This window comes from Lentzea sp. NPDC055074, from assembly GCF_053608005.1.
Genome location: NZ_JBSGUQ010000013.1, coordinates 16267 through 37161, shown reverse-complemented (window position 1 = coordinate 37161; position 20895 = coordinate 16267). Strand labels below are relative to the sequence as shown.

Genomic DNA, 20895 nt, shown 5'->3' with positions numbered 1-20895 from the left:
TCAGGGCAGCAGGCGCCGGACGACGGCGTCGGCCAGCAGGCGGCCCCGGTCGGTGAGCACGCAGCGGTCGTCCAGGGGCTCCAGCAGGCCGTCGGCGATCGCCTGCTCGGCCTCTTCGCGGCCGGCGGAGTCCAGCACGTCCACGGGCAGGCCCTCGGAGAGGCGCAGTTCGAGGAGCACCCGTTCGACTCGCTGGTCCTCGGCGGTCAGCGTCTCTCGGCCCGCGGCGGGTGAGTGCCCCTCGGCGAGCAGGGACGAGTAGCGGGCCGGGTGCTTCACGTTCCAGAAGCGGACGCCGCCGACGTGGCTGTGCGCGCCGGGGCCGAAGCCCCACCAGTCCGCGCCCTTCCAGTACAGGACGTTGTGGCGGCACTGGGCCTCCACCGAGGTGGCCCAGTTCGACACCTCGTACCAGGAGAAGCCGGCGCCGGAGAGCACCGAGTCGACCATCTCGTAGGACGAGGCGAGCACGTCGTCGTCCGGCATCGGCAGGTCGCCGCGGCGGATGCGGCGGGCGAGGCCGGTGCCGTCCTCGACGATCAGCGCGTAGGCGGACACGTGGTCGACGCCCGCGTCGAGCACGGCGTCGAGCGAGGCGGCCAGGTCCGAGGGGCGCTCCCCCGGTGTGCCGTAGATCAGGTCCAGGTTCACGTGGTCGAACCCGGCCGTGCGCGCCTCACGGGCTGCTTCACCCGGACGGCCTGGCGTGTGTTTGCGGTCCAGCACGGCCAGGACGTGGCGCGCGGCCGACTGCATGCCCAACGACACGCGCGTGTAGCCCGCGGACCGGATCCCCTCGAAGAAGGGCACGGACGTCGACTCGGGGTTCGACTCCGTCGTCACCTCGGCGCCGGGGGCGAGGCCGAACGACTGGCGCACGGCGTCCAGCACGTCCGAAAGACCCGAGGCGCCGAGCAAGGAGGGCGTTCCCCCGCCCACGAACACGGTTTCGGCCGAAGGCGCGGTCCCCAGGACGGACGCGGCGAGGTCGAGCTCGCGGCGCAGGCCCTCCAGCCACGACTCCGGTGACGCGGAGGAGCCGAGCTCGCCGGGCGTGTAGGTGTTGAAGTCGCAGTAGCCGCAGCGGGTCGCGCAGAACGGCACGTGCACGTAGACGCCGAAGGGGCGTGAACCGACACCGGCGAGAGCGGACGCGGGAAGCGCACCGTCAGCGGGCGCGGGCTCGCCTTCGGGCAAAGCGGAGGGCATGACTCCCAGTGTCCCCTACACGGCCCGAATGGCGGTGTTCGACCAGGGGAAGTATCTGTCGGTGACAGAAGTATTACGGAGTGAAACCAGCCTAGGATGTCAACTTCCCCTCGTCAATCCCAGCATTCGGTTGGCGGTGGACCACGCACTGGACGGCATGCACACTGAGGACATGCATTCGACTGGAGTCCGCCTCGTGGCCCGCCGCCACGTCGACTTCCGTCGTGTCTCCAGCGCGATGTGCCGTCGTTCGGCATGACCGCGCGCTGATTTGTTCCCGTCAGCGCCCGGCGCGCTGACGACGCCCCCACCACGAGCACCTCCGGGCTTCGCTACGCGCACCGAGCGCCTCGAAACCCCGGAGGATGGCGATGGCCACGCCGCAGACGTCACCGCGCGCCAAGCAGCGTCGCGGCGAGGGGCAGTGGGCACTCGGTTACCGAGAGCCGCTGAACCCCAACGAGCGGAGCAAGAAGGACGACAACCCGCTCAACGTCCGCGCCCGCATCGAGAACATCTACGCCCACGGCGGTTTCGACTCGATCGACCCTGCCGACCTGCGCGGACGGTTCCGCTGGTACGGCCTGTACACCCAGCGCAAGCCCGGCATCGACGGCGGCCGCACGGCCACGCTCGAGCCGGAGGAGCTGGACGACGAGTTCTTCATGATGCGCGTCCGCAGCGACGGCGGTGCGCTCACCACGCAGCAGCTCAGGGTTCTCGGCGAGATCTCGCAGACCTACGCGCGTGACACCGCGGACATCACCGACCGCCAGAACATCCAGTACCACTGGATCCGGGTCGAGGACGTTCCCACGATCTGGCAGAAGCTCGAAGCGGTGAACCTGACGACGATGGAGGCGTGTGGCGACAGCCCGCGCGTCATCCTCGGCTCGCCGGTCGCGGGCATCTCGGTGGACGAGGTGATCGACGGGCAGCCGGCGATCGACACGATCCTCGAGCGCTACATCGGCGACCCGCGCTTCTCGAACCTGCCGCGCAAGTTCAAGACCGCCATCTCCGGCCTGCAGGACGTCGCGCACGAGATCCACGACATCGCGTTCGTCGGCGTGAACCACCCCGAGCACGGGCCCGGCTTCGACCTCTGGGTCGGTGGCGGTCTGTCCACGAACCCCATGCTGGGCAAGCGTCTGGGCGCCTGGGTGCCGCTGGACGAGGTGCCGGACGTGTGGGAGGCGGTCATCTCCGTCTTCCGCGACTACGGCTACCGCCGGCTGCGCCACCGCGCGCGCATCAAGTTCCTCGTCGCCGACTGGGGTCCGGAGAAGTTCCGCCAGGTCGTCGAGGACGAGTACCTCAAGCGCAAGATGATCGACGGCCCGGCGCCCGAGCAGCTGGACCAGCCGCTCGACCACATCGGCGTGCACAAGCAGAAGGACGGCCTGTTCTACGTCGGTGCCGCGCCGGTCGCGGGCCGCGTCTCGGGCTCGATCCTCGTCGAGGTGGCCAAGTACGCGGAACGGGCGGGCTCCGGCCGCGTCCGCTTCACGCCCCAGCAGAAGATCATCGTGCTGGACGTGCCCGAGGCCGAGATCCCCACCCTCAAGAGCGACCTCGCGAAGCTCGGCCTGCAGGTCGACCCGTCGCCGTGGCGCCGCGGCATCATGGCCTGCACCGGCATCGAGTTCTGCAAGCTCGCGATCGTCGAGACCAAGGCGCGTGCCCTCGACCTCGTCACGCAGCTCGAAGCGAACCTCAAGGACATCGTCGACGGCGTCACCGCGCCGATCACCGTGCACATCAACGGCTGCCCCAACTCCTGCGCCCGCATCCAGACCGCGGACATCGGCCTGAAGGGCCAGATCGTCACGGACGAGAGCGGCAACCAGGTCGAGGGCTTCCAGGTGCACCTCGGCGGCGGCCTCGGCCTCGACGCCGGCTTCGGCCGGAAGCTGCGCGGCCACAAGGTGACCGCGAACGAGCTGCCCGAGTACGTCGAGCGCGTGGTGCGGAACTTCGTGGCCCAGCGGGAGACCGACGAGCGGTTCGCCCAGTGGGTCGCCCGCGCGGAAGAGGGTTCGCTGCGATGAGCGAACGCGCGACGCCGTTCTACTGCCCCTACTGCGGCGACGAGGACCTGCGGCCGCAGGAGGAACCCAGCTACGCGTGGCTGTGCACCGGGTGCCGCCGCGTCTTCAAGGTCTCGTTCGTCGGGCTCAACCTGCCGCAGGAGGTGAAGAAGTGAGCGATCTCAAGGAGGACCTCAAGATCGTCGCCGAGGCCGCCGAGCTGGAGCTGAAGGACGCGAACGCCGAAGAGGCGCTGGAGTGGGTCGCGCGGACGTTCGGCGACAACTACATCGTCGCCTCCAACATGCAGGACGCCGTGCTGATCGACCTCGCCGCCAAGGTGAAGCCGGACTTCGACGTGCTGTTCCTGGAGACGGGCTACCACTTCCCGGAGACGATCGGCGTGCGCGACGCCGTCGGGGTCGTCTACCCGGAGGTGCGCATCGTCAACGCCGCCGCCGAGCAGTCGGTGGAGGACCAGGAACGCGAGTTCGGCCTGCTCTACCAGTCGGACCCGGCCACGTGCTGCAACCTGCGCAAGGTCGTGCCGCTGCGCCGCGAGCTCGCGAAGTACGACGCGTGGGTCACCGGTGTGCGCCGCGTGGACGCCCCGACGCGGGCGAACACGCCGATCGTGCAGTGGGACGACCGCAACGGCCTGGTGAAGATCAACCCGATCGCGCCGTGGAGCGACGACGAGTTCAACGCCTACATCAGCGAGAAGGGCATCCTCGAGAACCTGTTGGTGCAGGAGGGATATCCCTCCATCGGCTGCCTGCCGTGCACCGCGAAGCCGTTGCCGGGCCAGGACGCGCGCAGCGGCCGGTGGGCCGGTCAGTCGAAGACGGAATGTGGGTTGCACGGATGACACTGGCTCTGGACACCCTGGGACGTCTCGAATCCGAGGCGATCCACATCTTCCGCGAGGTCGCGGGCGAGTTCGACCGGCCGGTGATCCTCTTCTCCGGCGGCAAGGACTCGACGCTGCTGCTGCACCTCGCGATCAAGGCGTTCTACCCGGCGCCGGTACCGTTCCCGCTGCTGCACGTCGACACCGGGCACAACTTCGACGAGGTCATCGAGTTCCGCGACCGCGTGGTGGCACAACACGGTCTGCGCCTGGAGGTCGCGAAGGTCCAGGACTGGATCGACGACGGCCGCCTCGAGGAACGTCCGGACGGCACGCGCAACCCGTTGCAGACGGTGCCGCTGCTCGACTCGATCACCGAGCACAAGTACGACGCGGTCTTCGGCGGCGGTCGCCGGGACGAGGAACGCGCCCGCGCCAAGGAGCGGATCTTCAGCCTGCGCACGGCGTTCGGCCAGTGGGACCCGAAGCGCCAGCGGCCCGAGCTGTGGAACCTCTACAACGGCCGGCACCGCGCCGGTGAGCACGTCCGCGTGTTCCCGCTGTCGAACTGGACCGAGCTCGACGTCTGGAACTACATCGAGCGCGAGGGCATCGAGCTGCCCGACATCTACTACTCGCACCAGCGCGACGTGTTCCTGCGCGACGGCATGTGGCTCGCCGAAGGCCCGTGGGGCACGGCGCGCGACGGCGAGACGCTGGAGCGCAAGACGGTTCGTTACCGCACGGTCGGCGACGGCTCCTGCACGGGTGCCGTCGAGTCCGACGCCGCCGACATCCACGCGGTGATCGCCGAGGTCGCCGCGTCCCGACTGACCGAGCGCGGCGCCACGCGGGCCGACGACCGGCTGTCCGAGGCCGCCATGGAAGACCGCAAGCGGGAGGGCTACTTCTAAATGAGCGACCTGTTGAGGTTGGCTACCGCTGGCAGCGTGGACGACGGAAAGTCCACGCTCGTCGGCAGGTTGCTCTACGACACCAAGTCCGTGCTCGCGGACACGCTCGACGCCGTGCACCGCGCGAGCGCCGACCGCGGTCTCGCGACCCCGGACCTGTCGTTGCTGGTCGACGGCCTGCGTTCGGAACGCGAGCAGGGCATCACGATCGACGTCGCCTACCGGTACTTCGCGACGCCCAAACGGTCTTTCGTGCTCGCGGACACCCCGGGCCACGTGCAGTACACCCGCAACACCGTCACGGGCGCCTCCACCGCGCAGCTCGCGGTCCTGCTGGTCGACGCGCGCAAGGGCGTCATCGAGCAGACCCGGCGCCACGCGGCGGTGCTCGCGCTGCTCGGCGTGCCGCGGCTCGTCCTCGCGGTCAACAAGATCGACCTCGTGGGCTACGACGAGGTGACGTTCTCCCGCATCGCCAAGGAGTTCACCGCGCACGCCACGGCCCTGGGCTACACCGAGGACTCGGTCGTCGAGATCCCGGTCAGCGCGCTGGCGGGCGACAACGTCGTGGACAAGTCCGCGAACACGCCCTGGTACTCCGGCCCGACCCTGCTGGAGCACCTGGAGACGGTGCCGGTCGAGCCCGACCCGCACGACGCCCCGTTCCGCTTCCCGGTGCAGTACGTGATCCGCCCGCGCACGGCCGAGCACCTCGACTACCGGGGCTACGCCGGTCTGGTCGCGGCCGGCACGGTCAAGCCGGGCGACGAGATCGTGGTGCTGCCGTCCGGCCGTCGCTCGACGGTCACGAAGATCGACACGGCGGACGGTGAACTGGCGGAGGCGGCGGCCGGCCAGTCCGTGACGTTGCTGCTGGCGGACGACATCGACATCTCCCGCGGCGACCTGATCTCGGTGGCGGGCAACGAGCCCAACGTCACCGACGAGCTGGACGCCACCCTCTGCTGGCTCGCGGAGAAGCCGCTGCGGCCCGGCGCCCGAGTCCTCGTCAAGCACGGCACGCGCACCGTGCAGGCGATGGTCACCGACCTGCGCGACCGCTTCGACGAGCAGAACCTGTCCAGTGTGGACAGCCCTGCCTCGCTGGAGCTGAACGAGATCGGCCGAGTGGCTCTGCGTCTCGCGGAGCCCGTACCGCTGGACGACTACAGCTTCAGCCGGCGCACCGGGTCCTTCCTGGTGATCGACGCGAGTGACGGATCGACTCTCGCCGCTGGACTGGTCGGGGCTCCGCTGCCGCTCCTCGAGAACGGCGTGGAGAGCTGTACCGGGGGTAGCGCCGCTACCCCTGACAACCACGCCCTCGTCTCCCCCGGTCCCTGAAAGGCCCTTTCGCTGTGAACCTCAAGCCCGCCATCGCCGTCGCTTTAGTCGCTCTGACAGCCCTTTCCGGTTGCAGCCGTGCCGGAACCAGTGACACCCCCGCCGCCGAGTCCAAGGGCGCCGCAGCCGAGGTCCGCCTCGGCTACTTCCCGAACATCACCCACGCCGCCGCGCTGATCGGCGTCGAGAAGGGCCTGTACGCGAAGGAGCTCGGCAACACCAAGCTGACGACGCAGACGTTCAACGCGGGCCCCGACGAGGTCAACGCCCTGCTGGGCGAGTCCCTCGACATCGCTTACATCGGCTCCGGCCCGGCGATCAACGCCTACTCGAAGTCCAAGGGCGAGGCCGTGAAGCTCATCGCCGGCGCGACCTCGGGCGGCGCGCAGCTCGTGGTGAAGCCGGAGATCAACTCGATCGAGGACCTCAAGGGCAAGGTCGTCGCCACGCCGCAGCTCGCGAACACGCAGGACGTGTCGCTGAAGAAGTACCTGGCGGAGAAGAAGCTGACGGACCAGGTCACGGTGCAGAACGTGGAGAACGCCGCGTCGCTCGACCTGTTCAAGAAGGGCGACATCCAGGCCGCGTGGGCGCCGCAGCCGTGGTCGGCGCGCATCGTCGCCGAGGGTGGCGGCAAGGTGCTGCTCGACGAGAAGACGCTGTGGGAGGGCGGGGCCTTCCCGACCACCGTCGTCATCGTGCGGACGAAGTTCCTGCAGGAGCACCCCGAGACCGTCGAGGCCGTGCTGAAGGGCCACGTCGCCGCCATCGACTGGGCGAAGGCGAACTCCGACGAGGCCAAGAAGGCCGCGAACGCCCACCTCGAGAAGCTCACGTCCAAGAAGCTCGGCGACAAGATCCTCGATGCCGCGTGGGACAACATCGAGCTCACGACCGACGCGCAGGCCAAGCACTTCCCGCAGCTGGCGAAGGACGCCGTGACGGCGGGCGTGGCCAAGGAGGCCGCGAACGTCGCCGGGTACGCCGACTTCACGTTGCTGAACAAGGTTCTCCAGGCACAGGGCAAGCCGCAGGTCCAAGCAGCGGGCCTGGACAAGAAGTAGTTCCGAGACGTCGAGGGGAAGGCACACGACCATGACCGCCACGCTCGAGACCGCTTCTCTGTCCACTGTGGATACGGCCGTCGAACTGACCGGCATCCGCAAGGTTTTCGGCCACGGCAACTCGGCCGTGGTGGCGCTCGACGGGGTTGATCTCAAGGTCAAGCCCGGTGAGTTCGTGTGCCTTCTGGGCGCGTCCGGCTGCGGCAAGAGCACGCTGCTGAACATCGTCGCCGGCCTCGACGGCGCGACGTCGGGCTCGCTGGAGCTCAACACGTCACGCCCGGCCGTGATGTTCCAGGAGCCCGCGCTGATGCCGTGGCTGACCGCGTCCCGCAACGTCGAGCTGGCGTTGCGCTTCGCCGGTGTCGGCCGCGCCGCGCGCAAGCGTCGCGCCCAGGAGCTGCTCGAACTGGTGCGGCTCGGCGACGTCGCGGACAAGCGTCCGCACGAGCTCTCCGGTGGTATGCGTCAGCGCGTGGCTCTGGCTCGCGCGCTGGCGTCCACCACCGTGTCCGCGGACGGCGCTCCCGCCCTGCTGCTGATGGACGAGCCGTTCGCCGCGCTCGACGCCATCACGCGCGACGTGCTGCAGTCCGAGCTGATCCGGGTGTGGGAGACCACGAACACCGCGATCATCTTCGTGACGCACGACGTGCGTGAAGCAGTCCGTCTCGGCCAGCGCGTCGTGCTGCTGTCCTCACGTCCGGGCCGCGTCGTGCGCGAGTGGGACGTGAAGGACTCGCGCGACGAGGTCCTGGACGAGATCAACACCCATCTGCGAGAGGTCATCAGTGGCCACGCCTCCTGACACGCTCGACAAGGTCGGCGCGGGCCTCGACGCCCTGGACGTGCCCGCCGAGGCGCACAGGGCGTCGGTGTGGCAGCGTTTCCTGAAGACCGGCGTGCCCCCGATCATCGCCTTCGCGCTGCTTCTGGGCGTGTGGCAGGGGTTGTGGGCCTCGGCGATCCTGCCGGAGTTCCAGCTGCCCGCGCCGGTCAACGTGTGGAACGAGCTCGTCCGCTCGGTCTCCACCGGCGAGGCGTTCGGCATCCTGTGGACCTCGCTGCACCGCGCGGTGCTCGGGTTCCTCGCGGCGGTGTTGATCGCCACGCCGCTGGGTCTGCTGATCGCCAAGGTCCGGGTGGTGCGCGCGGCGATCGGGTCGTTGCTGACCGGTCTGCAGTCACTTCCGTCCGTCGCCTGGGTTCCGGCCGCGATCCTGTGGTTCGGCGTGACGCCGTCGACGATCTACTTCGTCGTGCTGATGGGCTCGGTGCCGTCGATCGCCAACGGGCTGGTGGCGGGCATCGACCAGATCCCGCCGCTGCTGCCTCGGGTGGGACGCGCTCTGGGGGCCGGGCGACTGGCCTCGGCCCGGCACATCCTGCTGCCCGCCGCCCTTCCCGGTTACCTCGCGGGACTCAAGCAGGGGTGGGCGTTCTCGTGGCGGTCGCTGATGGCCGCGGAGATCATCGCGACCTCGCCCCAGCTCGGTGTCGGGCTCGGTCAGTACCTGCACAACGGGTCGTCGTTGAACGACATCAACATGGTGATCGCGGCGATCTTCCTGATCCTGTTGGTGGGCATCGGGATCGAGCTGCTGCTGTTCCGTCCGCTGGAACGCGCCGTGCTGCGGGCGCGTGGACTCACGGGGGCGTTGTGACTCCTCTTGTCGCCGTCGCGCACGGCAGTCGTGACCCCCGTTCGGCCGCGTCGATCCACGCCCTGCTGGACGTGGTGCGGTCGCTGCGGCCCGAGCTGGACGTCCGCGGGTGCTTCCTGGACCTGTGCGCGCCGCGCCTGAGCGACGTGCTGCGCGGGCCTGCCGTGGTCGTGCCCTTGTTGCTGGGCAAGGCTTATCACGCCCGCGTCGACGTTCCGGCCGCGGTCGCCGAGTCCCGGGTCCCCGCCGTGGTGACCGACGTGCTGGGACCGGATCCGCGGCTGGAGTCGGCGGCGTTGCGGCGGCTCTCCGAGACCGGGGTGTCGTTCGGGGACAGGTCTCTGGGTGTCGTCCTGGCCGGTGCGGGATCGTCGCACGCACCGGCGAACGAGGCCGTGGCCCGCGTGGCCCGGCGCTGGGCGCGCGAGTCGGGCTGGGCCGGGGTGGAGGCGGCGTTCGCGTCGATCGCCTCGCCGACCGTGCCCGAGGCGATCGAGAAGCTGAAGTCGAAGGGCGCCAAGAGGATCGCCGTGGCGTCGTGGTTCCTCGCGCCGGGTCTGCTGCCGGACAAGGTGGCGAAGCTCGCGGGCGATGCCGTCGTGGCGCGGCCGCTGGGTGACGACGTGGAGGTCGCTCAGCTCGTGCTCGACCGCTACGACTCCGCTCTGGCACGGCAGATCGTCGCTGCTTAGGTTGTGCGGTAAGCAAGTCCTTGGATTGTGTGCAACTACCCGAGCGGGAATTGTCGGGGTCACCTGCGATCCTGTTTGGATGCATATGTTCGTCGACGAGACCGAACGTGGCGGCCACCTACTGGCCGCCACGCTCGTCGCTCCCGCAGCCCTGCACTCGACCCGATCGCTGATGCGGAGCCTCCTGCTGCCCGGTGAGCGGCGCGTGCACTTCAAGTCGGAGAAGGACAGCCGCCGCAAGTTCATCGTCTCGCGCATCGTTGAACGGACGTTCGAAGTGGTCGTGGTGTCCAGCTGCAGGAAGGGCGACTCCGCGCGAGCCGTTCTACTCGAACGACTGGTGACCGAAGCGGTCGATCGAGGGGTCAGCAGGCTCGTTCTCGACTCGCGCGACCACGCGGGCAATGCTCGCGATCGCGTGATCTTGGCGCACACCAAGGCTCGCGACGCGGGCATCGTCTACGAACACATCCAGTCGTCTGCCGAGCCGGCGTTGTGGGTGAGCGACGCCGTCGCGTGGTGCCTGGGAGCCGGTGGTGACTGGGTGCGGCGAATCAGCCCCGTGGTGACCCGCATCGAACCCTGAAAAGCGCGAAGCCCAGGCAGCAACCGTCCGGAAGCGCACCTGGGCTCACTTCCTCCGCCTAGTGGCAGAGGCTATGCGGCCAGCGTAGCACATTTGACCCCAACCGCTGCCCCACGCCCCGGCACGGCAGACGGTCGCGGCCCGAGTCCCGGACTCCGCCGAAACACCCCGGCACCAGATCCCGGCGTGGTACCAACTGCCGAACGACTCCGGGGGGGCGACGTGACCAGCGATCCGCAGCAGTTCGACAACAGCGTCCGGGACGGGTTCTTCGACGGCAGCGCCGACGACTTCCAGGACCGCAGCGTCCGGGACGGCATCTTCGACGGCAGCATCGACGACCTCGAGGACCTGGACGACGGCCACCACGGTCACCACCGCTTCCCGCCCTTCCCGCGGTCGAGCGAGGGCTCCGGGCGCCACGACGTGTCGGGCGCACCGGTGTGGGTCAAGGTGCTCCTGTGGACGGGCACCCTCGTCGCGCTGGCGGGCATGGGGATCGTGGTGTTCGGCCTCCTGGGCGCGTTCGACGGACCGGACCCGGCCAGCACCCGCCTCACGCCGGCCTTCCCCACCGCCGACATACCCGCCGACTTCCCCGTCGAGGCGCTGCCACCCGAGTTCCAGACCACCGCGAGGGCCTTCCCGGTTCCCGGTCAGCACCCGTCCCCGAGCGTCGGAGGCCCGAACCTGGGGCTGGGCTTCGGACTGTTCTTCGCGGGCTTCGTGCTGTCGGCGATCGCCGGGCTGGGCCACAGCACCGCGAAGCGGCGCTGAACCACCACTTTCCGCCGCCGCCACAAGATCGAACCCACAGCGCCGTTCGGGCGATGTGAAGTGTGAACTGTTGACGTGAAACCTACTCATGAGTAGTCAATTGGTTACGCCGCGTGCTGAAGATGTCCCTCGTCCACTCAACGGGGAGAGGCCATGAAGCCAGCCGGAATCGCAGCAGCCGCACTGGTACCGATGCTGATGTTCGCCGTCAACGCGTCAGCAGCTCCGCAGACCATCACCTACAAGCTCCGGGCGAGTGCCGCCGGGCAGTCGTCGGACTTCACGCTCGACCAGGGCGTCGACGCGTCGGCACCGGCGACCGTCGCACCCAACGGCGCGGTCAAGGTCACGATCGACCCGGCACCCAACAAGATCCCCACCGAGGCCGGTGGACGGCAGGTGCGGGAGATCAAGGGTCTCGCGCTGAGGCTGCCCGTGCCCGCCAACTCGAAGTTCACCTCCGCGGCGCTGTCCGGCGGCTCGGGACTGGGCGGCACGCCCACGGTCGCCTTGCAGGGCAACGACGTCGTGCTGACCGTGCCCGGGCCGATCAAGGGCGGCGCCGACTTCGAGCTGCCGACCGTCACGATCGACCTCCAGGCGGGCGGCACCGGGACGATAACCACGAAGCTGGGCGGCACCAGCTACGACGCCCCGGGCCTCACCTTCACCGCCGTGGTGGTGGTCATCGGGTTCCCGATCAACGCCGCCGCGAAGGGCTACCCGGACCCGAGCCCCGTGCTGACCACGACCACGATCGGCTAGTCCCTGGTGCCCCACCCCCTGCCGGGCATCAGGAACTAGCCGCGACCAGAGCGGTCATGGTGGCGAGCGTCGTGCGCAGGTCTTCCAGCGAGACCTGCGCACTGACGCGGTTCGCCCACTCGTACTGCGCGTCCCGCAACCGTTCGATGGCCGCGTAGCCCTCCTCGGTCGGCCGCACCAGCTTCGCGCGGGCGTGCGCCGGGTTCGGCAGGTACTCGGCCAAACCCTTGTCCACCAACAGGTCCGCGATCCGCTGCACGGACTGCCGGGTCAGCCCCATCTCCCGCGCCACACCCGAGACCGACAACGGTTCGCGCAGCACCGCGCCGAGCACCTGCCACCACGCCGCGGTCAGGCCCACCGGCTTCGTCATCACCTCGGCCGCCTCGAGAAACGTTCCGTACAAGCGGAAAGTCCTCATCACGACGTCGGTGAGAACGTCACCCGACTCGCTCCGGGACGCCGGCTCACTCCTGGACACTCGCCACCAGCTTCCCGAACGCCTCGACCGAGTCGACGCGGTTGAACTCGTACCAGGCGTGCAGGGTCCCGGGCGAGAACGTCTCCAGCTCCGCCAGCACCTCGCGCGCGAACTCCAGCGACGACGCGCCACCCGCCGTGATCACGCCCTGGTCCCGGACCACGCGCTCGTCGCGGTAGAGCGCCGCGCCGCCGTAGGCACCGAGCATCTGGGGGAAGTTCGACGTGTGCGCCACGTCGTCGAGCAGCCCTTCGGCCGCGAGCGCGACCGTGGCCCCGCAGATCGCCGCGACCGGCTTGCCGGCCTCGCGGAACCGCCGCGCGAGCTTGCCGAACGCCTCGGCCACCGCCGGCGTCTCCCACCCGTCGCCTCCCGGCAGCACGAGCATCGCCGCGTCCTCCACCGACACGTCCCCGATCGCGACGTCGGGCAGCATCCGCACACCGCCGACCGTGCGGATCGGGTCCGCGGTCAGGCCGACCGTCCGGATCTCGTACCGCCCCGGCTGCTGCTGGAACTGCTGCAGGCTCACCTGCGCGGCCACGTGGCCGTACTCCCAGTCGGCGAGCTGGTCGGTCAGAACGAGGTACACCGTCTGTGTCATGACAGTAGACTGTCATAAGTGACAGCATGCTGTCAAACAACCGCCCGGCTAAGGTCAGCGGCATGGCAGACGAGCTGGTCCACTACGAGGTGCAGCGCGGCATCGCGACGATCACGCTGGACTCTCCCCACAACCGCAACGCGCTGTCCTCGCAGCTGCGCCGGGAGCTCAAGGAGCACCTGAACAGCGCGGCGAGCGATGAGACCGTGCGCGTGGTCGTGCTGACCCACACGGGCTCCGTGTTCTGCTCCGGCATGGACCTCAAGGAGGCCGCCGGGGCGAGCGCGGGCGACCAGGGCGTCAACGAGTTCCCCGCGATCCTCGAACAGCTCTGGACCAGTCCGAAGCCGGTCGTCGCGGCACTCAAGGGCCCGGCCCGCGCGGGTGGCGTCGGCATCGTCGCTGCGTGCGACATCTCCATCGCGGACGCCAAGGCGACGTTCGCGTTCAGCGAGGTCCGGATCGGCGTCGTGCCGGCCGTCATCTCCGTGACGGTCCTGCCGCGCCTGCTCCCCCGCCAGGCCCACGAGCTGTTCCTCACCGGCGAGACGTTCGACGCGCAGCGGGCCAAGGAGATCGGCCTGCTCAACGCCGCGACCGACGACGTCGACGCGGAGGTCCGCCGCTACACGGACATGCTCGCGCTCGGCGCCCCCAACGCGCTGGCCGCCACCAAGGAGATGCTCCAGCAGGAGCGGTCCACGAACCTCGGCGAGGTCTTCGCGGACATGCTGAAGCTGTCGGCGCAGCACTTCGGAGGCCCCGAGGGCCAGGAGGGCATCACCGCGTTCAGGGAGAAGCGCAAGCCCTCCTGGGTGCCTGCCGAGAGCTGATCCGGTCTAGTGGTGTGGCTCGGAACGTCGCCGGGGGGATTCGCGGTCAGACGGGTGCATCGTGGTGTCGCCCCCACGTCCTCGTACTGGTTGTACGGGGGGCGTGGGGGCGGCGCCGCGAGGCGCGCTGCTGAGCGTGGATCACCTCGCCGACATTCCGAGTCACACCACTAGAACCAGCCGGTGCACTCGATGCGGCCCTGCGACGACCCGCAGGCGCGCATGAGCCTGCCGTCGTTCTTGAACGCGTCGGTGTACTTCGCGGAACCCGAGTCGATCCTGGTGTAGCCGAGGAAGCCCTCGTGCCCGTTGGCCGAGGGTTCCTTGCGGTCCGTCCAGATCTCCTCGCCCGGCGTGCCGTGCGAGATGCGGCCCCACGCGCACTTGGACTTGTTCGACGCGCGCAGCTCGACCACGCGACCGTTGAGCATGGTCACGGGGTTGTCGCCGTCGATCGTCTCGAACGGCGTGAAAGGCCCCTCCTGCGAGCAGTCGGGGTCACCGGCGAACGACGTCGCCGGACAAAGAATCGAGACAACCACGACGACGCCGAGCGCACAGCTCGAGCGGCGGAATTGCGTTCCCATGGAACGGCACTGTCCACTCCGGACGCGAAACCCGCAGCCCACGTCACCGTTCTGTGCGAATCACGCGCACTTTCCGGTCACCCGGTTCGGCGGTCTGCTTCGCGGCGTCACGCAGCACTTCCAGCACGGACGAGTCCAGGTCCGCGGGCACGACCAGCACGTACTCCCCCGCGGGCAGCCACGAGAGATCGGTCAGGCTGTCGTACAGGGCGTCGAGGTTCTGCCCGAACCACTCGGGAAAGTCGAGCGCCGCGGCAATGGCCGAGATCGCGGCGACCTTCTCCGAAACGAGAATGTGCCGTTTCATTTGCTGACGTCCACGACGACGAACGACGAATAGTGGTCGCCGGTGTAGAAGACTTCCTTTTCCGACCCGGTGACGATCCGCCGCGCGCCCCGGTCGGGACTTCCCGGTGTCGGCACGGTGTACTCCTTGTAGTACCCGGAGTCCTTGGCGGGCAGCCGCTTCTCGCGGTTCTGGAACGTCACGCCGTCGTTGCGCGGGTACGGGAACGGCCCCTTCGCCTCGATCAGCTTCCACGTCTTCGCGGCCTCGGCGGGAAGCTTCGACAGCGCCTGGACGTCCAGCCCGGACTTCCCGCCGGGGACGGCGAGCTGCGAGGCCGACGGCGCGATGCTCGCGGGCGGCGTCTCGGAGGTCGAGGAGGTGTCCTTGAAGAACCACCCGACCACGACGAGGGCAACGAGCCCGACCAGTGCGACGGTCAGGCGACGACCAGGACTCACGCTGTGACCTTCTCCGCTTCGAGCTCGGGCTCCGGGACCGACGCCGGGTTGTTCGCGCCCCAGTCAGCGACCCGGTCGATCAGCCGCGCCACGCCCAGGCACAAGGGCAGCACCACGATCATCACGACGGGGAACTGCACGGCGACGGGCAGCTGCACCACCCACAGCTCGACCCCGTCCCACCACTGCACAAGCCAGTCCACGGACCCGAGAGTAGTCGCGTGACCCGAGTCACGGCATTTGGCCACGATCCAGGTGGGTATGTTGCGAACCATGTTCGCCGTTTACGCAGCAGAACCCAGTCCTGAGAACCCGCTGGCCTCGCTTCGCGTGGGCGAGCGCCCCGAGCCCGAGGTCCCCGCCGGGTGGGTGCGCGTCGCGGTCAAGGCGGCCAGCCTCAACATGCACGACCTGTGGACGTTGCGCGGGGTCGGCATCAAGCCCGAGCAGTTCCCGATGATCCTGGGCTGCGACGGCGCCGGTGTGCTCGACGACGGCACGGAGGTGGTGCTGCACTCCGTCATCGGCGACCCGAACTGGGCCGGCGAGGAGACGCTCGACCCGAGGCGCACGCTGCTCACCGAGAAGCACCAGGGCACGTTCGCCGACCACGTGGTCGTCCCGGCCCAGAACGCGCTGCCCAAGCCCGCGGACCTCTCGTTCGCCGAGGCCGCGTGCATGGGCACGGCGTGGCTGACCGCGTACCGGATGCTGTTCGTGAAGTCCGGGCTGCGCCCCGGTCAGACGATGCTCGTGCAGGGCGCGTCGGGTGGCGTGTCGACGGCGCTGATCCAGCTCGGCCGCGCCGCCGGGTTCCGCGTGTGGGTCACGGGCCGCAGCGAGGAGAAGCGCGCGCTGGCGAAGACCCTCGGCGCGCACGACGCGTTCGAGTCCGGCGCCCGGCTGCCCGAACGGGTCGACGCCGTGTTCGAGACCGTCGGCAAGGCCACCTGGTCGCACTCGATGAAGGCCCTCAAGCCCGGCGGCATCGTGGTGATCTCGGGCGCGACGTCCGGTGACGCGTCCGCGGCCGAGCTCCAGCGGCTCTTCTTCCTGCAGCTGCGGGTCGTCGGCTCGACCATGGGCACCCGCGAGGAGCTGGGCGACCTGATGCGGTTCTGCGCGCTCAACGACCTCAAGCCGCAGATCGGCGCCGAGCTGAAGTTCGAGGACGCCGAGCAGGGCCTCCGCTCGATGCTGGAGGGCGACACGGCGGGCAAGATCGTCTTCAGCCGCCCGTAAAAGGCACAAAACGCCCTGCTGGTCAGCGGGTGTGCGCGAACCGCGTGACAGTTGTCCCATGACTACGCAGGGCGTTTTCCGGCGCAAGCCCATAGAACAGATCGCCGAGGACAAGGGCGACGGGCTCACCAGAACGTTGGGCCTGTGGCAGCTCACGGCGATCGGCATCGGCGGCATCATCGGCGCGGGCATCTTCTCGCTCGCGGGCGCCGTCGCGAACAAGACGGCCGGCCCCGCCGTGCTGATCTCGTTCCTCGTGGCCGGCATCGCGAGCGCGGCGGCGGCGTTCTCCTACGCGGAGTTCGCGGGCCTAATCCCCAAGGCCGGCAGCGCCTACACCTACGGTTACGCGGTGCTCGGCGAGGTCGTCGGCTGGTTCATCGGCTGGGACCTGCTGCTCGAGTACACCGCGATCGTGGCGGTGGTCGCGATCGGCATCTCCGGCTACTTCACCGAGCTGCTGTCGTTGCTGAACATCCATCTACCGCAGTGGATGCTGGGCGCACCCGGCACCGAGACGGGCGACGTCGCCTCGGGCACGTACAAGGTCAACCTGTTCGCGGTCCTGTTGTGCCTGCTCATCGCGTACGTGCTGAACACGGGCATGAAGAACGCGGCACGGTTCGAGACCACGTTGGTGTACCTGAAGATCGCGGTCGTGGCGCTGGTCATCGTCGTCGGCGCGTTCCACATCAACACCGACAACTACAACCCGTTCTTCCCGTTCGGCATCTCGGGCGCCCTCACGGGTGCCGCGACGGTGTTCTTCGCGGTGTTCGGCTACGACGCGATGTCGACGGCGGCCGAGGAGTCGAAGGACTCGCAGCGCCACATGCCGAAGGCGATCATCTACTCGCTCGCGGTGTCGATGGTCCTGTACGTGCTGGCCTGCCTGGTGCTGACCGGAATGGTGAACTACAAGGACGTCGACGCGGAGTCCGCGTTCGCCACGGCGTTCGCGGACGTCGGCCTGCCCGCGCTGGGCATCATCATCAGCGTCGGCGCGATCCTCGGCATCACGACGGTGCTGTTCACGTTCCTGATGGGCGCGGCCCGCGTCGGCTACTCCATGAGCCGGGACGGCCTGCTGCCCCCGTGGTTCGCGAAGACGCACCCGGTGAAGCGCGCTCCGACGCGCATCACCTGGGTGCTGGGCATCGCCTCCGCGATCATCGCCGGCTTCCTGCCGATCGCGGAGGCCGCCGAGCTCACCAACATCGGCATCCTGCTGGCGTTCGTCGTGGTGTGCGTGGCCGTGATCGTGTTGCGCTACAAGCAGCCCGACCTCCCGCGCACGTTCAGGACGCCGGGCATGCCCGTGGTGCCGATCATCGGCGTGATCTTCTCGATCTGGCTGATCACGTTCCTCAACCCGGAGACCTGGCTGCGGTTCGCGGTCTGGTTCGTGATCGGCCTGATCATCTACTTCGCCTACTCGAAGAAGCACTCCGTCATGGAGCGTCGGCCCAAGCGGTGACGATCTGGTCGAGGGTGGAGAGCGGCACCGCGCCGCTCCCCACCACCAGGTCGTGGAACGCGCGGATGTCGAACCGGTCGCCCAGCTTCTCCTGCGCCTCGGACCGGATGCGCAGGATCTCGAGGCGCCCCACCATGTACGCGAGCGCCTGCCCCGGCATCTCGATGTACCGGTCGATCTCCGAGATGATCTCGGGCTCGGCCATCACGGTGTTCTCGCGCAGGTAGTCGATGGCCTGCTGGCGCGACCAGCCGAACGCGTGGATGCCCGTGTCGACCACGAGGCGTCCGGCGCGCATCGCGTCGAGGCCCAGCATCCCGAGTCGCTGCTCGTCCGACGAGTACAGGCCCATCTCGTCCGCGAGGCGCTCGGTGTAGAGGCCCCAGCCCTCCAGGTACGCCTCGATGAACGCGAACCTGCGCATGTTGTGCATGTCGGTCTCGGCCGCGATGCTCACCTGGTAGTGGTGGCCCGGCACGGCCTCGTGGAACGCCGTCACCTCGGACAGGGTGCGGCTGCGTTCGGTGGCGCCCAGCGGGTTGAGCCAGTAGATGCCCGGACGGCTGCCGTCCTGTGCGGCGGGCATGTAGAACGCGATCGGCGCCGTCGAGCGTCCGGCCTCGTCGACCAGGCGTACCTGGCAGTCGGTCTTCGGCATGCGGCCGAACCACTTCGGCGCCTCGGCCTGGGCGCGCTCGATCGCCTCGACCGCGCTCTCGACCATCTGGTCCTCGTTGTCCCACAACAGTTCCGTGCGCAACCGGCGGAAGATCTCCGGCACGTCAGAGGTGCCCCACAGCCGTGACCCGATCTCGGCGTACTCCTCGCGCAGCGACGCGATGATGTCGAGGCCGAGGCGGTGCAGCTCATCGGGGGTGCGCGAGGTGGTCGTGTAGTTGCGGGCGAGCTTGCGGTAGTTCTCCTCGCCGTCGGGCAGCCAGCACAGGCCGGCGTGCTCGTCACTGCGGCCGTCCTCGATCGACGCCAGCACGTCGCGGAACTCGGCGACGGCCTCGCGGATCGCCGCGGAGTGCTCGCCCTCCCACGGCTGCACCGGCGACGCCAGGAACGCCTCCACCCGTTCGACGCCGACGGCGACGTGCCGCTGCAACGGCCTGCGGTCGGAGTCGCGCAACCGCTGCCCCGCCTGCCGGATGTAGCGCGGGAACTTGTCGAGCCGCTGCGACACGTCGACCTTCGTCGCGATCATGAGCAGGCCGTTGACCGGCGCGGTCAGTCCCTGCGCGACGGTGTGCTCGACCAGCCTGGCGTTCGTGCGGTCGATGATCGCCCGGCCCTGGTGCCTGATCACGGCGAGCGTGACGGGGTCCTCGTCGCTCGTCTCGGCACGGTCGAGGATGTCCTGGATCCGCGCGTTCATCGCCTGTTCGCTCTCGACGCCCAGGTCCTCCAGCTGGTCGTCCCAGCCCGGCAGACCGAACATCGCGGCGGACAGCGGTGACGAGTCCATCACCGCCTGGAACATCTCATCCGCCAGTGACATCAGGCCCTCCCAGACCATTCGGAAACAAGACCGCCCAGTGTGGACAACGGTACGATGCCGTTCTCCAGCACCAGATCATGGAACGCCCTGATGTCGAAATCCGGCCCCATCTCGGCGCGGGCCTCGGCACGGATCCGCAGGATCTCCAGCCGTCCCACCATGTACGCGAGAGCCTGTCCCGGCGTCTCGATGTACCGGTCGATCTCGCCGTCGATCTCCGAGTGGTCCATCACGGTGTTCTCGCGCAGGTAGTCGACGGCCTGCTGCCTCGACCAGCCCAGGGCGTGCAGTCCCGTGTCGACCACGAGCCGCCCGGCGCGCATCGCGTCGAGGCCCAGCATGCCGAGACGTGCCTCGTCGGACGAGTAGAGCCCCATCTCGTCGGCCAGGCGTTCGGTGTAGAGGCCCCAGCCTTCGAGGTAGGCGTCGACGAACGCGAACTTCCGCACGTTCGACAGCTCCGTCTCGGCGGCGATCGAGATCTGGAAGTGGTGGCCGGGAACCGCTTCGTGGAACGCCGTCACCTCCGACAGCGTGCGGCTGCGCGAGGTGGCGTCGAAGGGGTTCAGGAAGTACACGCCGGGACGGGAGCCGTCGAGCGCCGCGTCGACGTAGTACGCGAACGGCGCGTTGGCGCGGTCCTGCTCCGGGGTGAACTGGACCTCGCACCGCGCCTTCGGCAGCCTGCCGAACCAGTTCGGCGCCTCGGCGTTCGCCCGGACGACGGCCTCCGCCGCACTGGTGAGCATGTCGTCCTCGTTGGCCCACAACAGTTCCGTGCGCAACCGGCGGAAGATCTCCGGTACGTCCGAGGTCCCCCACACCCGCGACCCGATCTCCGCGTACTCCTCGCGCAGCCCGGCGATCAGCTCGAGCCCGAGCTGGTGCAGTTCGGCCGGCGTGTAGGACGTCGTGGTGTAGTCGCGGACCAGTCTGCGGTAGTTCTCCTCGCCCTCGGGCAGCCAGCACAGGCCCGCCTGCGCGTCGTCACGGCCGGGAAGCCCCAGCAGGACCTCGCGGTAGCGGGCGAACGCCGGACGCAGGTCTGCATCGCCCTCCCACTCCTGGCGGGGCGAGGCGAGGAACCGTTCGACGTGTGCCGCCCCGCTCTCCACGTGCCGGCGCAACGGCCTGCGGTCGGTGTCGAGCAACCGCCCCGCCACCTGCTCCAGGAAGTGCGGGACCGCGTGCCGGCGCTGCGAGAAGTCGACCTGCGAGGTGTTCCTGAGCAGGAGCGTCACCGGGGAGTTCAGCCCTCTGGCGACGCTGTGCTCGACGAGCCGGGCGTCGATCATGGTGATGATCGACTCGGCCTGGTGCCGGATCACGTCCCGCGACACCGCGTCCTCGTCGCTCGAGTCGACGCGGCTCAGGACGTCCGTGAGCCGCGCCCGCAGCTCGCGGTGGCCCTCCGGGCTGTGGTCCTCGAGCTTGTCGTCCCAGCCTGGAACACCGACGAGCGTGGCGAACAACGGGTTCCAGTCCATCATCGCCTGGAAGGTCTCATCTGAGAGCGAGGTCACGC

24 protein-coding genes are annotated in these 20895 nt (G+C 69.0%); 15 read left to right on the top strand and 9 right to left on the bottom strand.

The features are described from left to right. Complete coding sequence (hemW, locus tag ACWF7A_RS26900) at positions 1-1209, bottom strand: radical SAM family heme chaperone HemW (protein WP_452253272.1); 1209 nt, start codon at positions 1207-1209, stop codon at positions 1-3. A gap of 371 nt (positions 1210-1580) precedes the next feature. Here hemW and ACWF7A_RS26895 point away from each other — a divergent pair, with 371 nt between their 5' ends. From ACWF7A_RS26895 to ACWF7A_RS26840, 12 genes are all read left to right on the top strand, one after another. Next, a complete protein-coding gene (locus tag ACWF7A_RS26895; protein ID WP_452253271.1) occupies positions 1581-3260 on the top strand; it encodes a nitrite/sulfite reductase in 1680 nt (559 codons plus the stop codon). Continuing rightward, the gene (locus ACWF7A_RS26890) at positions 3257-3415 is read left to right on the top strand and encodes a hypothetical protein (protein ID WP_030472080.1); all 159 of its coding nucleotides are present in this window, start codon (positions 3257-3259) and stop codon (positions 3413-3415) included. Before ACWF7A_RS26895 ends, ACWF7A_RS26890 begins: the two co-directional genes overlap by 4 nt. Continuing rightward, on the top strand, positions 3412-4107 hold the full coding sequence (locus tag ACWF7A_RS26885; protein WP_452253270.1) for a phosphoadenylyl-sulfate reductase: 696 nt from the start codon (positions 3412-3414) through the stop codon (positions 4105-4107). The genes ACWF7A_RS26890 and ACWF7A_RS26885 overlap by 4 nt, the downstream gene beginning before the upstream one ends. Continuing rightward, entirely contained in the window at positions 4104-5003 is a 900-nt protein-coding gene (gene cysD, locus ACWF7A_RS26880; protein ID WP_452253269.1) for a sulfate adenylyltransferase subunit CysD, read from the top strand. The genes ACWF7A_RS26885 and cysD overlap by 4 nt, the downstream gene beginning before the upstream one ends. Beyond that, positions 5004-6347, top strand: a complete 1344-nt coding sequence (locus ACWF7A_RS26875; protein WP_452253268.1) for a sulfate adenylyltransferase subunit 1 — start codon at positions 5004-5006, stop codon at positions 6345-6347. It begins immediately after the preceding gene. Positions 6348-6361: 14 nt separating this feature from the next. Next, entirely contained in the window at positions 6362-7411 is a 1050-nt protein-coding gene (locus tag ACWF7A_RS26870) for an ABC transporter substrate-binding protein (RefSeq protein ID WP_452253267.1), read from the top strand. A gap of 31 nt (positions 7412-7442) precedes the next feature. After that, positions 7443-8219, top strand: a complete 777-nt coding sequence (locus ACWF7A_RS26865) for an ABC transporter ATP-binding protein (RefSeq protein WP_452253266.1) — start codon at positions 7443-7445, stop codon at positions 8217-8219. Continuing rightward, the gene (locus ACWF7A_RS26860) at positions 8203-9075 is read left to right on the top strand and encodes an ABC transporter permease (protein ID WP_452253265.1); all 873 of its coding nucleotides are present in this window, start codon (positions 8203-8205) and stop codon (positions 9073-9075) included. The genes ACWF7A_RS26865 and ACWF7A_RS26860 overlap by 17 nt, the downstream gene beginning before the upstream one ends. After that, entirely contained in the window at positions 9072-9767 is a 696-nt protein-coding gene (locus ACWF7A_RS26855; protein ID WP_452253264.1) for a sirohydrochlorin chelatase, read from the top strand. Before ACWF7A_RS26860 ends, ACWF7A_RS26855 begins: the two co-directional genes overlap by 4 nt. Positions 9768-9846: 79 nt before the next feature. Continuing rightward, entirely contained in the window at positions 9847-10353 is a 507-nt protein-coding gene (locus ACWF7A_RS26850) for a hypothetical protein (RefSeq protein WP_452253263.1), read from the top strand. A 222-nt stretch (positions 10354-10575) separates the two neighbouring features. Beyond that, the gene (locus tag ACWF7A_RS26845) at positions 10576-11130 is read left to right on the top strand and encodes a hypothetical protein (protein ID WP_452253262.1); all 555 of its coding nucleotides are present in this window, start codon (positions 10576-10578) and stop codon (positions 11128-11130) included. A 153-nt stretch (positions 11131-11283) separates the two neighbouring features. Continuing rightward, on the top strand, positions 11284-11895 hold the full coding sequence (locus ACWF7A_RS26840; RefSeq protein ID WP_452253261.1) for a cyclase: 612 nt from the start codon (positions 11284-11286) through the stop codon (positions 11893-11895). A gap of 28 nt (positions 11896-11923) precedes the next feature. Here ACWF7A_RS26840 and ACWF7A_RS26835 read toward each other — a convergent pair whose 3' ends face one another. Both ACWF7A_RS26835 and ACWF7A_RS26830 read right to left on the bottom strand, forming a co-directional pair. After that, on the bottom strand, positions 11924-12301 hold the full coding sequence (locus ACWF7A_RS26835) for a MarR family winged helix-turn-helix transcriptional regulator (protein WP_452253260.1): 378 nt from the start codon (positions 12299-12301) through the stop codon (positions 11924-11926). Between the two features lie 61 nt (positions 12302-12362). After that, a complete protein-coding gene (locus ACWF7A_RS26830; protein ID WP_452253259.1) occupies positions 12363-12980 on the bottom strand; it encodes a DJ-1/PfpI family protein in 618 nt (205 codons plus the stop codon). Between the two features lie 62 nt (positions 12981-13042). Here ACWF7A_RS26830 and ACWF7A_RS26825 point away from each other — a divergent pair, with 62 nt between their 5' ends. After that, positions 13043-13813 (top strand): enoyl-CoA hydratase family protein, encoded by a 771-nt coding sequence (locus ACWF7A_RS26825; protein ID WP_452253258.1) that lies wholly within the window; start codon positions 13043-13045, stop codon positions 13811-13813. A 170-nt stretch (positions 13814-13983) separates the two neighbouring features. On the opposite strand, the gene ACWF7A_RS26820 is transcribed toward ACWF7A_RS26825, so the two are convergent. Genes ACWF7A_RS26820 through ACWF7A_RS26805 form a run of 4 tightly spaced genes read right to left on the bottom strand, consistent with a single transcriptional unit; the run spans position 13984 to position 15350 of the window. Then, complete coding sequence (locus ACWF7A_RS26820; RefSeq protein ID WP_452253257.1) at positions 13984-14400, bottom strand: hypothetical protein; 417 nt, start codon at positions 14398-14400, stop codon at positions 13984-13986. 43 nt (positions 14401-14443) lie between these two features. Beyond that, on the bottom strand, positions 14444-14707 hold the full coding sequence (locus tag ACWF7A_RS26815) for a barstar family protein (protein WP_452253256.1): 264 nt from the start codon (positions 14705-14707) through the stop codon (positions 14444-14446). Next, entirely contained in the window at positions 14704-15147 is a 444-nt protein-coding gene (locus tag ACWF7A_RS26810; RefSeq protein WP_452253255.1) for a ribonuclease domain-containing protein, read from the bottom strand. Before ACWF7A_RS26810 ends, ACWF7A_RS26815 begins: the two co-directional genes overlap by 4 nt. Next, positions 15144-15350: a hypothetical protein gene (locus ACWF7A_RS26805; protein WP_452253254.1), complete on the bottom strand. Its 207-nt coding sequence runs from the start codon at positions 15348-15350 to the stop codon at positions 15144-15146. The genes ACWF7A_RS26810 and ACWF7A_RS26805 overlap by 4 nt, the downstream gene beginning before the upstream one ends. A gap of 70 nt (positions 15351-15420) precedes the next feature. Here ACWF7A_RS26805 and ACWF7A_RS26800 point away from each other — a divergent pair, with 70 nt between their 5' ends. Next, positions 15421-16389: a zinc-binding dehydrogenase gene (locus ACWF7A_RS26800; RefSeq protein ID WP_452253253.1), complete on the top strand. Its 969-nt coding sequence runs from the start codon at positions 15421-15423 to the stop codon at positions 16387-16389. Positions 16390-16447: 58 nt separating this feature from the next. Beyond that, positions 16448-17866, top strand: coding sequence for an amino acid permease (locus ACWF7A_RS26795; protein ID WP_452253252.1), 1419 nt, complete (start codon positions 16448-16450; stop codon positions 17864-17866). Here the strand turns inward: ACWF7A_RS26795 and ACWF7A_RS26790 are convergent. Beyond that, positions 17841-19370 carry a DUF885 domain-containing protein gene (locus ACWF7A_RS26790; RefSeq protein ID WP_452253251.1) on the bottom strand — a complete coding sequence of 510 codons (1530 nt, stop codon included), beginning with the start codon at positions 19368-19370 and terminating at the stop codon, positions 17841-17843. The genes ACWF7A_RS26795 and ACWF7A_RS26790 overlap by 26 nt on opposite strands. After that, on the bottom strand, positions 19370-20893 hold the full coding sequence (locus tag ACWF7A_RS26785; protein ID WP_452253250.1) for a DUF885 domain-containing protein: 1524 nt from the start codon (positions 20891-20893) through the stop codon (positions 19370-19372). The genes ACWF7A_RS26790 and ACWF7A_RS26785 overlap by 1 nt, the downstream gene beginning before the upstream one ends. Between the last annotated feature and the right edge of the window lie 2 nt (positions 20894-20895).

Excerpts from the sequence above, each read along its gene's own strand:
- hemW (WP_452253272.1), bottom strand. The coding sequence starts at position 1,209 with ATGCCCTCCGCTTTGCCCGAAGGCGAGCCCGCGCCCGCTGACGGTGCG.
- ACWF7A_RS26895 (WP_452253271.1), top strand. The coding sequence starts at position 1,581 with ATGGCCACGCCGCAGACGTCACCGCGCGCCAAGCAGCGTCGCGGCGAG.
- ACWF7A_RS26890 (WP_030472080.1), top strand. The coding sequence starts at position 3,257 with ATGAGCGAACGCGCGACGCCGTTCTACTGCCCCTACTGCGGCGACGAG.
- cysD (WP_452253269.1), top strand. The coding sequence starts at position 4,104 with ATGACACTGGCTCTGGACACCCTGGGACGTCTCGAATCCGAGGCGATC.
- ACWF7A_RS26875 (WP_452253268.1), top strand. The coding sequence starts at position 5,004 with ATGAGCGACCTGTTGAGGTTGGCTACCGCTGGCAGCGTGGACGACGGA.
- ACWF7A_RS26865 (WP_452253266.1), top strand. The coding sequence starts at position 7,443 with ATGACCGCCACGCTCGAGACCGCTTCTCTGTCCACTGTGGATACGGCC.
- ACWF7A_RS26850 (WP_452253263.1), top strand. The coding sequence starts at position 9,847 with ATGCATATGTTCGTCGACGAGACCGAACGTGGCGGCCACCTACTGGCC.
- ACWF7A_RS26840 (WP_452253261.1), top strand. The coding sequence starts at position 11,284 with ATGAAGCCAGCCGGAATCGCAGCAGCCGCACTGGTACCGATGCTGATG.
- ACWF7A_RS26830 (WP_452253259.1), bottom strand. The coding sequence starts at position 12,980 with ATGACACAGACGGTGTACCTCGTTCTGACCGACCAGCTCGCCGACTGG.
- ACWF7A_RS26825 (WP_452253258.1), top strand. The coding sequence starts at position 13,043 with ATGGCAGACGAGCTGGTCCACTACGAGGTGCAGCGCGGCATCGCGACG.
- ACWF7A_RS26820 (WP_452253257.1), bottom strand. The coding sequence starts at position 14,400 with ATGGGAACGCAATTCCGCCGCTCGAGCTGTGCGCTCGGCGTCGTCGTG.
- ACWF7A_RS26815 (WP_452253256.1), bottom strand. The coding sequence starts at position 14,707 with ATGAAACGGCACATTCTCGTTTCGGAGAAGGTCGCCGCGATCTCGGCC.
- ACWF7A_RS26800 (WP_452253253.1), top strand. The coding sequence starts at position 15,421 with ATGTTCGCCGTTTACGCAGCAGAACCCAGTCCTGAGAACCCGCTGGCC.
- ACWF7A_RS26795 (WP_452253252.1), top strand. The coding sequence starts at position 16,448 with ATGACTACGCAGGGCGTTTTCCGGCGCAAGCCCATAGAACAGATCGCC.
- ACWF7A_RS26790 (WP_452253251.1), bottom strand. The coding sequence starts at position 19,370 with ATGTCACTGGCGGATGAGATGTTCCAGGCGGTGATGGACTCGTCACCG.